The following is a 13278-nucleotide window of genomic DNA, read 5'->3' on the forward strand; positions in this document are numbered from 1 at the left end:
GGTGGCGAAGCTCCTGCACCTGTCCTGCTCGCCCCGCGACGACTCCTGGTCGAGCGCCGGCGCACGCGTTTTCCTCGATGGCTTTCGCCGAGCCCGGCCCGATTGGGACGTGGACGTCATGGATCTCTGGCGCGAGCGCCTGCCGGAATTTTCAGGCCCGATTGTCGAAGCCAAATATGCACGGATGAAGGCGCAAGCCTTCAACGACGCGCAGCGGGACAGCTTCGCGGAAGCCGAGCGGATGGCGGTGCGCTTAGCGCTCGCCGAGCGGGTGCTGATTTCGACGCCGATGTGGAACTTCGGCATTCCCTATAAGCTCAAGCAATGGTTCGACGTCATCGTCCAGCCCGGGCTCACCTTTCGGTTCGACCCTTCGCTAGGGTATATTCCGCTGCTGAAGGACCGGCCGACCATCGTCATCATTGCCAGTGGCAGCGATTTCGCCACCGGAATGAACCGCGGGCGCATCGACATGGCAACGCCTTACCTGCGCGAAATTTTGCGTTTTGTCGGTATCAACAATGTCCGGTTCATTCCAATCGGACCAACCACCGGACCGCCAGAGCCCATTGAGGCGGCCCGCGAACGAGCCCATCAACGCCTGGCAGCAATGGCCGCGAGCTTCTGATGCACTCCGCAAGCGACTCGAAGTTACGGCAGATTGTCCCGCAGAAAAATATCGATACGAATGCGCTCCTGGTCGGGGCTGATGGGCTCACCCGAACAATGCGCGAGCAGGACTCGCGCCGCAGACCGTGCCTCGTGGCCGGGATCCTGGTTGATGATCGCATCGAGCGCGCCGCGGACCAGGAAACGCCGTGTGTATTGAGTCAGCTCATGGGCAATCCAGACCACCTCGCGCGCGCGTCCCGAGGCCTCGAGCGCGTCGGCGATCCCACGGTTCCCGGCACCACAGCAGTATATGCCGCGCAGATCGGCATGGCGCGCGAGCAGTGCCGCAGTGAGCTCCCGGGTGCGCTCGCTGTCGTCGCGGCCCTCGATCACCGGCAGCGCGAGCAGGTTCGGATACTCGCTGGACAGGATTTGGTGGAAACCGAATTGCCGCTCGGTGTGATCGCGCAGCGACAACGATCCTGCGATCACGGCCACCGTCCCCTCGCGACCAGTGAGGAACCGTCCCATCAGCGTTGCAGCGGTGCGGCCTGCCGCCGGGTTGTCGATGCCGACATAGTGCAGCCGGCGCGAGCTCGGCGCGTCCGACACAAGGGTCACCACAGCGACCCCGCGCGCGGTGAGTTCGTCGATCGCCGCGCGCACCCTGGGATGGTCGAGCGCGATCACGGCGACGCCCTGATAGGCGGGCGAGAGACTTTCCAGCGCGGCGGCGAGTACGTCCGGATCGAACACGTCAACACGGAGTATATCAATGAAGCCGCGCTGGCCGGCGAGCCAGTCCGCGGTGCGCTGGACCTGCTCGGTCAGGTTGCTCATGAAGCTGTTGCTACCGGTCGGCAGCACGAAGGCAAAGCGGAACGTCTGCCCCCGGGCAAGCCGAGCGGCCGCGACGTCGGCTCGATAGCCGAGTTTTACCACCGCGGCCTCGACCCGCGCCACGGTCTTGGCGCGCACGCCCTCGCGTCGGTTGACGACGCGGTCGACGGTGGCGAGCGAAACACCCGCCGTGCGTGCGACGTCCTCGAGCGTAGCGCGCACCACCGACTGGGTCGCAACGGCTGTCATTCGCGCGCCGCCCACAGCATGCCGCGGGTCATCAACGTCCGGATCTCCGGTACGTCGAGCTCGTAAGCGCGGTGGCCGAGGGAGGAGTAGAACACCCTGCCCGCGCCGTATCGCTTCTTCCAGACCACGGGCATCACCACGCCCTCGATCCAGGGCGCGTGCTCGCCAGTGAAGGTCGTGGTCGCCAACACCTCGTTGGCGGGGTCGACATGCATGTAGTACTGCTCGGAACGATGCTCGAAACTCTCTAGACCCTTCATGATGGGATCATCCGGCTTCGTCAAGTCGACCTTGTAGTCGATGATGTTGCCGGGATGCGCAACCCACTGTCCGCCGCACAGGAAATGGTAGTCGACGGAATCGCGGAACGCATCGCCCATGCCGCCATGATGGCCGGCGAGCCCGACGCCGCTCCGGACCGCAGCGCAGAGATTGAGCGCTTCCGCCTTCTCGATCTTCGACATGGTGTAGATCGGGATGATCAGTGACAGGTCGTGAATCGCGGGATCGGCGAACGCGGCGGTGGTGGTTTCGGTCCGCACCTCGAAGCCTTCCGCCTTCAGCCAACCACGGATCATCGAAGCACAGAGATCGGGATCGTGCCCCGGCCAACCGCCCCATACAATCATTGCCTTGCGCATGGTCATTCCCTCAGTCGATCTGTCCGGTTTCACGCCCGGCCGGCAGCATCGCCGGCCGCTCGACGCGGCTCTCGATCTTGACGCGCCGGCCTTCGTCGGCAGAGACCTGGAACGCCTCCATCACCTCCAGCACGTGGAAAGCGAACGCGCCGCTGGCACGATGCGGCCGGTTGTTCAGGATCGCGGAGGCCATGTCGGCGACACCGATGGAACGGAACTCGCCATCGACATGACCGTGGGTCAGCGGCACCGGCTCCCATTCGCCGCCGGTCTTGGCCACCTGTACTTCGCCGCCGAAGCGGTTCGGGTCCGGCACCAGCATGCTGCCCTTGTCGCCATAGATCTCGATCGGCGCATGGCGGTGCTTCGGCACATCAAAGCTCATTGCGATCGAGACGACCGCCCCGCTCTCAAATTCGAGCGTGCCGGCGATATGGGTCGCAACTTCGACCGGGATCAACGTCCCGTTCATCGGCTGACTGGTGACCAGCCGCTCGGATTTCGGACGCGCGGTCGAGCCCATCACGCTCGCCACGGGGCCGAGCAACTGCACGAGATCGGTGATGTAGTACGGGCCCATGTCAAGCATAGGCCCGCCGCCGCGCAAATAATAGAAACCCGGCGCCGGATGCCAGCGCTCGTGGCCGGGGCAGCCGAAGAACGCGCTACCGGCCACGGGCGTGCCGATCGCGCCATCGTCGATCAGCTTGCGCGCGGTCTGGTGCCCGCCGCCAAGGAACGTATCGGGTGCGCAACCAACGCGAAGACCCTTTTGCGCGGCGAGGTCCATCACCTTGCGGGCTTCCGTGACGTTGATGCCGAGCGGCTTCTCGGAATGAACGTGCTTGCCGGCGTTCAGCACTGCGAGGCTGACGTCGGTGTGGGCGAGTGGCACAGTCAGATTGATCACGATCTCGACGTCGTCTCGCTTGAGCAGCTGATCAACCCGCATCGCCGGCAGCCGGAAGGCGGCACCTTGCCGCTCCGCGACGTCGCTGCGCATGTCGGCGAGCGCCTTGATTTCCATGACCGCGAAGCGCTGGGCTGCCTTCAGATAAGCGGTGCTGATATTGCCGCAACCGATGATGCCGATGCCGACTTTTCTCATTGTGATCTCCGTGAGGTACCGCTCATCCCTTGACAGCACCGGCGGTGAGGCCCGCGACGATGTGTTTCTGCGCCAGGAGGAAGAGAATGATCGTCGGCAAGATGGTCAACGTGATGAAGGCCAGGATCAGATGCCACTCGGACGAATACTCGCCCTGATAAACCATGATACCGAGCGGCCAGGGATAGAGCGCGTCGGTGTTGAGCATCACCAGCGGCAGCAGATAGGCGTTCCAGCTGTTAACGAAGGTGATGGTACCGACGGTCGCCAGGATCGGCCGGGACAAAGGCAAGGTCACATAGCGGAAGAATTTGACATAGCTGCAGCCGTCGACCAGCGCGGCCTCCAGCAGTTCGTACGGGATGTCCTTGAAGAAACGCCGCAGCAGCAGCACGCTCATCGCAAGACTGAAGGCCGCCTGAGGCAGGGCAACGCCAAAATATGTGTCGAGCAATCCGAAATCGCGCACTTTGATGAAGAGCGGCAGCACCGCTGTCGCGGCGGGAAACAGCAGGCCCAGCGTCAGATAGCTCAGCAGCATCGAGCTGCCGTAGAACCTGATATGGGCGAAGGTGAACGCCGCCATCGAAGCGACGATCAGGGTCAGGGCGACCGTGAGGGTCGAGATGATCAGCGAGTTGCGCAAGAGCTGCCAGTAACGTGCCGAGAACAGGATGTCAGCATAGTTCTGCCACTCCCAGTGACGTGGCAGGCCGAACGGATTGACGCGCAGTTCGCCGAGCGATTTGAAGCCACCAAACAAGGTCGCGAGCAGCGGCACCATGACGATAGTGGCAACGACGGCGAGGAACACGATCTTGAACAGCATCGAGGGATCGAACGGCGCGCGGGTGGCCTTGGCGTTACTCATCGCGCATGAACCATCGCTTGTACGTGAAAGCAAAGGTCACGCAGATCGCAAACAGGATGACGCCGATGGCGCTGCCGTAGCCGACCCGCATGCGCGATATGCCGTTGTTGTAGAGAAAGCTCACCATCGTGTTCGAGGAGTCCGCTGGCCCCCCGCGCGTCAGCGGCATGACGAGATCGAACAGCTGCAGCGAGCCGACGATGGCGAAGAACACGGAGAGCCTTATGGTTGGATAGAGCAATGGAATGACCACATGTCGCAAGGCTTGCGATCGGGTCGCGCCGTCGATGCGTGCCGCCTCGACCAGGCTCTTGTCGAGGCTCTGGAGCGCTGCGATGAATAGCATCATGTGGAAGCCAAAGTACTTCCAGACGATTACGATCAACACCGCCGGCATCGCCGTATCCGTCGAGGCCAGTAGATGCGGAGGCTCGGCGCCGAAGGTACGCCAGATCGAGGCCACAAGGCCGTAGTCGCCATCATAGACGAAGCTGAAGATCAGTCCGGTCGCGATCTCCGCCAGGATATAGGGCATGAAGAACAGCATGCGCAGCGCCACGGCCCCGCGAAAGCGTTCGGCCAGCACCAAGGCCAGCGTGAGCGCAAGCGGCAGCTGGACGGCGAGCGAAACAGCGATGATCAGCCCGTTGTTCCGCAGCGCGAGCCAGAAGGCGCGGGTCTCCAGCACGAAGCGGTAATTGTCCAAGCCAATCCAGTTGGTCGGCCTGCCGAACCCATTCCAATTGAAGCCCGAATACCAGGCTGCTTCGCCGATCGGCAACACAACGAACAACGTGAACAATAGCAGCGCCGGTGGCAGGAACAGGATGAGCACCGTGAGCCTGCCGTCCCAACTCGGACCACGAACCGTGACCTGGGGCAGCATCTCGCCAGCAGCACCAATCGCCGACACGCTCGCGGTCCGCCGCGCCACCCTCAGTTGCCCTGCTTCCACGCCGCCTCGATCGCCTTGGCAGCCTCTTGCGGGCTCATGCTGCCGCCGGCGATCTCGGCGGTGACGTCGTTGACTACGCGGCCGACCGACGGACCCAGGCTCTGGTCATAGAAGTTCTGGTGGTAGTTCGACTTCGCCAGATTGGCTGCGATCAGCTTCATGAAGGCGTTGTTGAGGCCAACGTCCGCGCCCTGCACCACCGGGATAATGAAGTTTCCGGCGGCAAGCCGCGTCTGCACCTCCTTGGAGACGAAGTATTTCAGGAAATCGACAGCCTCCTTCGGCGAGCCCTTCGTAACCAGCCAACCGGTGATGCCGCCGAGCGTATCGGTCGGCGCGCCCTTGCCGCCGGTCACGACCGGAAAATCGAACCAGCACATCTTGTCTTCGGTCAATCCGACCTTGTCCGCGGCGAGCGCGCGCTGCAGATGATAGACCGTGCTGATCGCGAGCGTCATCGCCGCCTTGCCGTCGCCGAAATAACCGACCGCCTGCGGGTTCTTGAAACCCAGGAAGCCATTCTGGAACGGCTGGAGATCCACGAGTTGCTTGAACAGCTCGCCGGATTTCTGGAAGGTTTCCCCGGCGAAGCCGCCGTTCTCGCCACGCAACGCCGCATCGAACGCCGCCTTGCCGCCGATGCGCACCGCAAGATGCGTCCAGTAGAAGTGCAGCGGCCATTTGTCAGCGCCGCCGACCACGATCGGGGTCACGCCAGCGGATTTCAGCGTCTTCACGGCAGCAAGCAGATCGTCCCAACTCTTGATCCCGGCAGGATCGACCTTCGCCTTGGCCATCAGCTCCTTGTTGCAGAGGAAGCCGACCTGCGAGAGCGCCGTGGGCAGACCATAAACCCGGCCGTTGCTGGTGAAGGCGACAAGCGCCGCGGGTGTGAGACTGTCGCTGTAACCCTTCACAGAATCGGTGATGTCGTCGAGCACGCCGGCCTCGATCTGCGTCTTCAGGACACCGCCGGCCCAGCTGTAGATGATGTTGGGCCGGTCTTTGGATTGCAGGATGGTCGGCAGCTTGGCCTTGTAAGCCTCGTTCTCGAGGAACTGCATCTCGACTTTGACGCCCGGATGCGACCCCTCATAGGCGCGCGCAACCTCCTCCCAGATTTTGACCTGGGCCGGGTTGGCCTCGATGTGAAGCCATTTCACCGTCGTATCGGCCGCAGCCAATTTCGCTCCGAACAGGCATGCGACAACAGCCAGTCCCAGTTTCCCGAGCAGTCTCATCACATTCCTCCCAGCGGCTTTTATTCTTTGGTGCAATCCTGCCTTCGATTTTTGAGGTACGCAACTGAAATTCTGATCTATGCACCTCACGAAGGAGATCGCTAAGTTGCGCGGGAGAGTCGGGCGGCGCCTCGCGCTGCCCCAACGCAAATCGAGGGATATCCATGGCTGCCGTTTATTCCGACCTCGCCGGCAAGGTCGTTCTCGTCACCGGAGGCGCATCCGGAATTGGCGCTGCGATCGTGCGGCGCTTCGCCCAGCAGAAATCCAATGTCGTGTTCTTCGACATCAAAGTTGACGAGGGCCAATCCCTGGCACGCGAGCTATCGGATCAAGGTCTTAGCGCGCGTTTTATGCGTGTCGATTTGACCGATATCGCCGCGCTACGTGCCGGTGTCGCGGAGGCGCGCAGCGCGCGCGGCGCGATCAACATCCTCGTCAACAATGCCGCGCATGACGAGCGGCACAGCACCGAGGAAATGACTCCGGAATATTGGGACGACCGCATCGCGGTCAACTTGAAGCACCAGTTCTTTGCTGCGCAGGCCGTGTTGCCGGACATGAAGGCGGCGAACGCCGGCGCTATCATCAATTTCGGCTCGGTATCGTGGATCGCCGGACAAGGCGGCATGGCCGCCTACACCGCCAGCAAATCGGGCGTGATCGGTCTCACACGCTCTCTGGCGCGCGATTACGGTGCCTACAACATCCGCGTGAACGCGATAGCGCCGGGATGGATCATGACCGAGCGCCAGCTCGATAAATGGATGACGCCGGAGGGCGAGGTCGAACTGATGCAGCGACAATGCCTGAAGCGCAAGCTCATGCCGAACGAGGTCGCGAAGTTCACCGTCTTCCTCGCTTCCGACGAGGCTTCCGCCTGCACAGCCCAGCACTACATCGTCGATGGCGGCTGGGTCTGAGGCGGACCTGACCAGATCGTGCAATGACGCGCCGCTACTTTGCCAGGCGGAACTTGCCGCCTTCGACCTTGATCAGAAAGGCCGAGCGCTCATCATAGCCGTTGTGATCGGTCTTGCTCATGTTCGACAGCCCATTGTTGAGATAGATGTTCTGGCCACGCTCGAGTGCATCCCGCAGAGTCGCGCGAAATTCGATTGTGCCAGGCTTTGCCATCTTCAGCGCATCCGGTGCAGCTTTTCCGATCAGCGCCACGACATCCCAGAGGTGAGCGGCGAACATGTTGGGCTTTTGCCCGTTCGCCGCTTCATACGCGGTCACGAACTCCTCCGTGGAGCGACGGAACGGATCTCCCGTGGGAAGATCGGCGGCAATGGTAAAAGCCTCGCCCGCGAATACGGCACCTTCGACGTTCGCGCCACCGAGCTTGATGAACTCCTCACTGGCCACGCCGTGTGTCTGAAATATCTTCCCGGCGTATCCGCGCTCGCGGAGCGCCTGCTGCGGCAAGACCGCTGGAGTTCCTGCGGACGCGATGAAGACGGCATCGGGATTGGTTGACATCACCTTCAGCGCCTGACCGGTGACGCTGGTGTCGGCGCGCGCGTAGACCTCGTGTGTGGTCACGGTCAGCCCCAGCCCGGGCGCAAGGCGGCTCACCTCCTTGTAGTAGCCCTCGCCGTAGCCATCCGAAACGCCGATATAGCCGAGCGTCTTCACGCCTGAATTCGCAATATGCTTGAGGATGGCGGCCGCCATGAGGTCGTCATTGGGAACGACCTTGAAAGCCCAGGCGCGCTTCTCATCCATCGGTTGAACGATGGCGGTAGCGGCGGCGAGCGACAGCAGTGGCGTCTTCGATTCAAGCGCGACATCCAGCATCGGCATGGTCACCGGCGTCAGAGAGGAGCCGACCAGCACATCGACCTTGTCCTGGATCACCAGCCGGCGTGCGTTCTGGACTCCTTTGGTCGAATCCGACTCGTCGTCCAGGACGATATAGGTGACCTTCTCTCCACCGATCTCTTTCGGAAGAGCTGCAACCGTCTTGAGCTGCGGTTGTCCCAATGCGGATCCCGGGCCGCTTGCCGAAATCACAATTCCAATTTTGATGTCCGCGTGAGCAGCATTTCCGTAAAGGACGCATGCCACAAGAAGCGAGGCTCGCGCGAAACCGATCTTCATGTCCTATTCCTCCCTGTCCGCTTTGATGACTCCGCCGGCTGCATCGGGCGCCCCGGCTTGAGCTTGCAGGTGCTCCCCACGAGGCACCGTCGCTCCTCAGAAGGCATGTCGTCCGCCTTACGCGCGTCCTCCTGCGGTCCCGAGCAACCAGGCGGACCATGCTAAGTGGACCGCAGCAACGTGTCTGTCCCTAGCGTTAGGGACAAGACATCGGCGCCCGAACCGGGATCTCGAGGGAGGCGGACGCACCCCTGCGTTCTCGCGGCGCGTTTCGCCCGAGCTTTGCTTGGTCACTTCACCCTCAAACCCAAGAGGGCGCAGGGAAGGCCGGGTGCCGGCTGGCACCCGCGGTCCGCTGCGCGAAAAGCACACGCAGGAAAACCGCACAGCAGCATACAGGTGTAGCCAATCACTCGGCCTTCCCTGCGCGATGGTTGGACGGCTTATGCCGTGATCTCCCGGGAGCCGAGTTCCTGCTGGCCTCCCTCGTCCCAACGAAATTCACCGACACCGCGCCGGTTGACGCAGATGCCGCATTCGCCGGGGCTTGACCGTAGCAACGACGGCCAGGACCACACGGTTTTGCCGTACGCACGGCCCGCCATTTCGCCGCAGTTTTTCCAGCCCTGTCGACGGAGCCGGAAACTTACAGACGAGACGAAGCCTGACAGCGCCGCTCGTCGGAACGAAGCCTTGGGCTCACGGAGAGCAATCCGCCCTGCCCACGCCTCTCGCACCCGAACGCTGCCGCGTCCACCGCAAGTCCGGCTCGCGAACGTGACGACCACAAGATCGCCCCTCGAGGATGAGCCGGGATGGGCGACACATAAGCCAATTCCGAATTTCGGTAAAGCGGAATATATTTACCGAAAGGGGTTGACGGGATGGCGGGTGTTTTGCCCGACGGCTCTGACCCGGCACGCCTTCCGCGGAATGAGCGGACTCGGGACGCGATTTCAACGCGTCGGCGGCATCAGCGCACGCAGGATACCCGGCTTCCAGGCCTGGCGCGCACTGTCGAACGCTGCGAAGTCGTGATCGAACTGCCAGTAGGCCCATGACCAGCCGAGCCGGTCGGCGCTTCTCGCCACGAATGACAAATACCGATGCCGGCTGCCGGATGGCGCACGCTCGTACACTCCGAACTCACCGACATAAACCGGGCGCTGCTCTTTCTCCGTCCAGAGGCTCATCTTCCTGAAGTCGGCGGCAGCCTTGGCTTCATCCTCCGGGCTGCCCCAGTCCAGGGGCCCGATCCGGGAAAACGTCGGAGACCACGGCGCGCCCTGATGGGTGAACCGTATCGGCGCGTAATAATGAAACGTGACGATGAGATGCCTGTCCTCGGCCGGCAGAACCAGCTCCTCCACAGGGATCTCATCGGTGTTGAGAACGGCGGCGATGACCGGCCGTTCGGGATTGGTGTGACGGATGATGCCGAGACATTCATTGAGGAGCGAATTCCAGCTGGCGGACGTCATTTCTCCACCAGGCTCGTTCAACACCTCGAAGACGAGTGCCGGGTATCTGCCGGCATAGCGCTCGGCGATCTGCCGCCAGAACGCCTTGAGCTTCTCGGCGCATTCGGAAACGTCGCGTTGGCAAAGGTGGGTATCGTGTTCGTCGACGATGGGAACGAGCTTCCTCGCGAGAACCTCCTCGATGACGGCGTCAAGCCGCCTCAGGACGATCTCGTCCAGGACATTCCCCGGGCCCATGAACTTGAAGCCGAAGAAATTGATCCTGACATGCGCGAACCCGGCCTTCTTGATCGCAGTCAGATTTTCCAGGCGAAATGGCGCGTTTTGGCCGCCTTCCCAGATTCCATCGTAGCCGAGAATGTTGATACCGCGACCCAGTTTTGGCGTGTCACGGGCGGCGGCTTGCTCGGCCCCATCGGCGTGGGAGAACAGCGATACAAGAAAAACCGCCGTAGCCGCAAGATTGAAGCTTCTCGGCCAACGCGCGCGCATGGAGGTCATACTGCTTCCATTCCTGGAGCCTGGACTTCCGTCGGCTGCACCGGCCTGCAAGTCGCGAAGAAAAACCCCACCAGGAGCACCGATGTGAACATCGTCGAACGAAGGAATGTCGTTTCCGTGAAATTGGTCTGAAAGCTGAGGACGACGAATCCGATGATGAGAGCACAGTGCGACCGATCGATCGTGCGAGCGGAAATCAGATGGAGGATCTTGTGCGAGAACAGGAGGACGCTCGCGGTAAAGAGCGTATAGCCCAGAAATCCGGTCTCCATCAGGATGGCGATGTAGCCGCTGTGATAATTGTCGAGCACCCAGCCGTGATTCTGTTCGAAATAATCGTAGATCGACGGGATCGTCCAGAAGCCGTTGATGCCGAAGCCGAGCAGCGGCGCATCGTTGAAATGGCTGATCGCGTAGTGCCAGATGAAGGTCCGTTCGGTGAAATCGATACTGGCATCGCCGATATGGATCGCGTCGTATCCCGTCGCGTAGAAATAGAGGATCAGAAGGCCGGCCAGAATGCACATGACAAACGGCAGGAGCGCATAGAGCCTCATGCAGCTGACCGACCACATCGAGGTCACGAGCATGGCGCAAGCGGCCAGGGCGACAGCGCCGGCGCCACGCGATTCCGACGCGAGCACACATGTTGACGCCAGCAGGAACACGGCGAGGAAGGCCGGCCACCCCTGCCCCGTCATCTTTCGATAGCAGGCCAAGAACATCAGATACGCGCCGACGAAGCCGAGCGTCTGTTTCGATTCGTAGACGCCCTGCCATTGACCGTTGTGCATCCAGCTGTGATCGATCCCGATGTCGGGCACGGCCAACGCACAGACAGCCGACGCGGCGACCAATATGAAAAGCCCAAGGGCCGTGGCTCTCACGATCTCGTCCACGTCGACGCGCGTGACGAGGCAAAATGCGCCGAACGTCGTCATCGCAAGCGCCGCGCTCTTCATGATCGCCGCGACGCTCAGGCTGGACCAGAACACCGAGACAATAGCGAAGGCATAGAATGCGACCAGCGCCACCAGATCGGGATTGACCTGCAACCGCAGGCGCGGCTGCACGAATGCACTTGCGTAGATCAGGACAGCCCACATCAGAAGCGCTATGGCCTGCTGCAGAAAGCTCAGCTCCGCCGGCAGCAGCGCGGCGTTGAAGATGCCCATCGATGCGACCACGTTGATGGTGATCGAACAGCTGATCGCGAACCTGGCTATCTTCTCGACGCCAACGCTGCGCGTCGTCCAGATCGCGCTCCCGGGTGTCCCGGAATCCACCTCGGTCTGCAGGCTGGCCATGAGATGACCTTCCTTAAGCGCGGTTAATAATTTGCTAGCGCAGGTCGATCTCCATCGCTGCGTCGTGGCGATATTGCGAAATTAACGATTTGGTCACGATATGAGCCCTGCGCGAGGCATTAATGCAAACTGCACGCCGCCGGTGTCTCGCCCGTAACGACCCTGCTATAAAGCGCAGATCCGGCTCGAGCGCCCCGTCCCGAGCTATCCGGTTTCCCTGGTTGTGCATGAACAAAGCTAGCAACACGTTCGACATCGCCATCGAGCAGGAATTCGATTTCCTGTCGCCTGATTACGCGGAGCTGTTTGACAATTCGGCCGCCACCGCGTTCCAGCATCCGCTCTGGCTGGACACCCTCTACACCAGGCTCGCGTCTCATGCAGGCGCAACTCCTCTGGTTGTCGTGGTCCGCCACCGCGCAACGCGCGCACTCGCAATGGTGCTGCCCTTGCTGCGGATCCGGCGCGGCCCGATACGGACCGTCGAATTCGCCGACCTCCGCGTCTCCGATTATCTGGCGCCGGTGTGCAGCCCGCAGGTATTTTCCGAGCTGCTCAAGGACGAGAGTGCGTGCGCAGAAATTCGGTACCTCGTCCGCCCGTTCGATCTGCTCCGAATGACCAAGCTGCCGGATGGACGGCTTCCGATCGAGAACCTCCTGGCTACACCTCGCCGCGTCGCGATGGACACCAACGCCTATGCGACCGTTCTCGTCGCGCCGTTCGAGCAATGGCGCGCCAGCGCGATGGACCGTTCCTACCAGAAGGAGCTCGCAAAAAAATCCCGGCAGCTCCAGAAGAAGGGCGACCTGAGTTTTTCATGCTGCGGCGACAGCGCCTCCGTGATCGAGGCGCTGGACGTGATGCGGAAATTTCGCGGGCCGCGCTTTCAGGCTCAAGGCGACGGCGATCTGCTCCAGCGCCCTGAATATTACGGCTTCTATTCCGAAATGGCGCAGCGCGGCCTCGGCTCCTTTGTCCGGCTCTATGCCATGCAGATGGATGGTGAGGTGATTGCCGCCGTGCTCGGGCTCTGCCATCAAGGCAGCTTCCTCGTCATCATGAGCGCCTTCGACATTGCGGGATACAAGAGCCAGTCCCTGGGCGCGCTGATGTTCGAGCAGGTCGCGAAGGACTGCATCGAGCGCGGGGATCAGATGCTCGATTTCACCATCGGTGACGAGCCCTACAAGAAACTGTTCGGCGCGCAGCCCTCGCCGATGTGGGCGGTCACGCAGGCCGGCAGCACCGTGGGCGCCATTTCCCTGTTCGCACTGAAACAGGCTCCCTGGCTGAAACTGGCCGCCAAGCGAATGTCGGAGTTCCGGCTCCTGCCGACCCGGACCTCAACGCCCACGCGCTGACC

The 13278-nt window shown here is 61.9% G+C and carries 12 protein-coding genes; 3 read left to right on the forward strand and 9 right to left on the reverse strand.

Going from position 1 to position 13278, the window contains the following annotated elements; genetic code table 11:
• The first annotated feature begins 1 nt into the window (after nucleotide 1).
• Nucleotides 2-628, forward strand: coding sequence for an FMN-dependent NADH-azoreductase (locus AC0L21_RS03425; protein WP_473258092.1), 627 nt, complete (start codon nucleotides 2-4; stop codon nucleotides 626-628).
• 23 nt (nucleotides 629-651) lie between these two features.
• On the opposite strand, the gene AC0L21_RS03430 is transcribed toward AC0L21_RS03425, so the two are convergent.
• The 6 genes from AC0L21_RS03430 to AC0L21_RS03455 are packed head-to-tail and all read right to left on the reverse strand — an operon-like array spanning nucleotide 652 to nucleotide 6517.
• Nucleotides 652-1701, reverse strand: a complete 1050-nt coding sequence (locus AC0L21_RS03430) for a LacI family DNA-binding transcriptional regulator (RefSeq protein ID WP_473258094.1) — start codon at nucleotides 1699-1701, stop codon at nucleotides 652-654.
• A complete protein-coding gene (locus AC0L21_RS03435) occupies nucleotides 1698-2342 on the reverse strand; it encodes a ThuA domain-containing protein (RefSeq protein WP_473258096.1) in 645 nt (214 codons plus the stop codon). Before AC0L21_RS03435 ends, AC0L21_RS03430 begins: the two co-directional genes overlap by 4 nt.
• 10 nt (nucleotides 2343-2352) lie before the next feature.
• Nucleotides 2353-3450: a Gfo/Idh/MocA family protein gene (locus AC0L21_RS03440; protein ID WP_473258098.1), complete on the reverse strand. Its 1098-nt coding sequence runs from the start codon at nucleotides 3448-3450 to the stop codon at nucleotides 2353-2355.
• Nucleotides 3451-3472: 22 nt separating this feature from the next.
• Nucleotides 3473-4321, reverse strand: a complete 849-nt coding sequence (locus AC0L21_RS03445) for a carbohydrate ABC transporter permease (RefSeq protein WP_473258100.1) — start codon at nucleotides 4319-4321, stop codon at nucleotides 3473-3475.
• The gene (locus AC0L21_RS03450; protein WP_473258384.1) at nucleotides 4314-5255 is read right to left on the reverse strand and encodes a carbohydrate ABC transporter permease; all 942 of its coding nucleotides are present in this window, start codon (nucleotides 5253-5255) and stop codon (nucleotides 4314-4316) included. The genes AC0L21_RS03445 and AC0L21_RS03450 overlap by 8 nt, the downstream gene beginning before the upstream one ends.
• A 2-nt stretch (nucleotides 5256-5257) precedes the next feature.
• Nucleotides 5258-6517, reverse strand: coding sequence for an extracellular solute-binding protein (locus tag AC0L21_RS03455; RefSeq protein ID WP_473258102.1), 1260 nt, complete (start codon nucleotides 6515-6517; stop codon nucleotides 5258-5260).
• Nucleotides 6518-6681: 164 nt separating this feature from the next.
• Here AC0L21_RS03455 and AC0L21_RS03460 point away from each other — a divergent pair, with 164 nt between their 5' ends.
• Nucleotides 6682-7440: an SDR family NAD(P)-dependent oxidoreductase gene (locus AC0L21_RS03460; protein WP_473258104.1), complete on the forward strand. Its 759-nt coding sequence runs from the start codon at nucleotides 6682-6684 to the stop codon at nucleotides 7438-7440.
• 34 nt (nucleotides 7441-7474) lie between these two features.
• Here the strand turns inward: AC0L21_RS03460 and AC0L21_RS03465 are convergent, their stop codons facing one another.
• From AC0L21_RS03465 to AC0L21_RS03475, 3 genes are all read right to left on the reverse strand, one after another.
• Nucleotides 7475-8623, reverse strand: coding sequence for an ABC transporter substrate-binding protein (locus tag AC0L21_RS03465; protein WP_473258106.1), 1149 nt, complete (start codon nucleotides 8621-8623; stop codon nucleotides 7475-7477).
• 956 nt (nucleotides 8624-9579) lie between these two features.
• Nucleotides 9580-10656 carry a glycoside hydrolase family 5 protein gene (locus AC0L21_RS03470; protein WP_473258108.1) on the reverse strand — a complete coding sequence of 359 codons (1077 nt, stop codon included), beginning with the start codon at nucleotides 10654-10656 and terminating at the stop codon, nucleotides 9580-9582.
• A complete protein-coding gene (locus AC0L21_RS03475; RefSeq protein ID WP_473258111.1) occupies nucleotides 10602-11912 on the reverse strand; it encodes an O-antigen ligase family protein in 1311 nt (436 codons plus the stop codon). Before AC0L21_RS03475 ends, AC0L21_RS03470 begins: the two co-directional genes overlap by 55 nt.
• Before the next feature lie 227 nt (nucleotides 11913-12139).
• Between AC0L21_RS03475 and AC0L21_RS03480 the strand changes: the two genes are divergently transcribed.
• Complete coding sequence (locus AC0L21_RS03480) at nucleotides 12140-13276, forward strand: GNAT family N-acetyltransferase (RefSeq protein ID WP_473258115.1); 1137 nt, start codon at nucleotides 12140-12142, stop codon at nucleotides 13274-13276.
• Nucleotides 13277-13278: the final 2 nt, after the last annotated feature.

Source organism: Bradyrhizobium sp. WSM4873 (assembly GCF_055811355.1).